This is a genomic window from Paracoccus nototheniae, assembly GCF_004335005.1.
Lineage (GTDB): Bacteria > Pseudomonadota > Alphaproteobacteria > Rhodobacterales > Rhodobacteraceae > Paracoccus > Paracoccus nototheniae.
This window is the reverse complement of the sequence record NZ_RQRT01000221.1, coordinates 1-275: the sequence shown is the minus strand read 5'-3', so window position 1 is coordinate 275 and position 275 is coordinate 1. Positions and strand designations below refer to the sequence as shown.

Below are 275 nucleotides of genomic sequence, written 5' to 3'. Positions count from 1 at the left end.
AAGGCGCCACAGACGGTCCATCAAGGATCATCTCGCGCGGAAACGGGAAGGTGAAGCACGGGTTTTGCGATGGAAGCACGCTGGCCGCGGTCGGACAGCCCGCCCGTTCGTGCCTCAAGAAGATGCTCATCGCGTCGAACTGGGCCGTCAGCTAGGGTCAGGATTCATAACCAATAGATGACGGTTGCTGCGAGGGCGATGGCCGAGAGGAAGATCTTCGGACATCTGTCATATCGCGTTGCCACGCGCCTCCAATCCTTGAGCCTGCCGAACAT

1 pseudogene is annotated in these 275 nt (G+C 59.3%); it reads right to left on the bottom strand.

Going from position 1 to position 275, the window contains the following annotated elements:
* Positions 1–164: 164 nt before the first annotated feature.
* Positions 165–275 (bottom strand): annotated as a pseudogene (locus tag EG885_RS22535) (IS5/IS1182 family transposase); the annotation flags it as partial.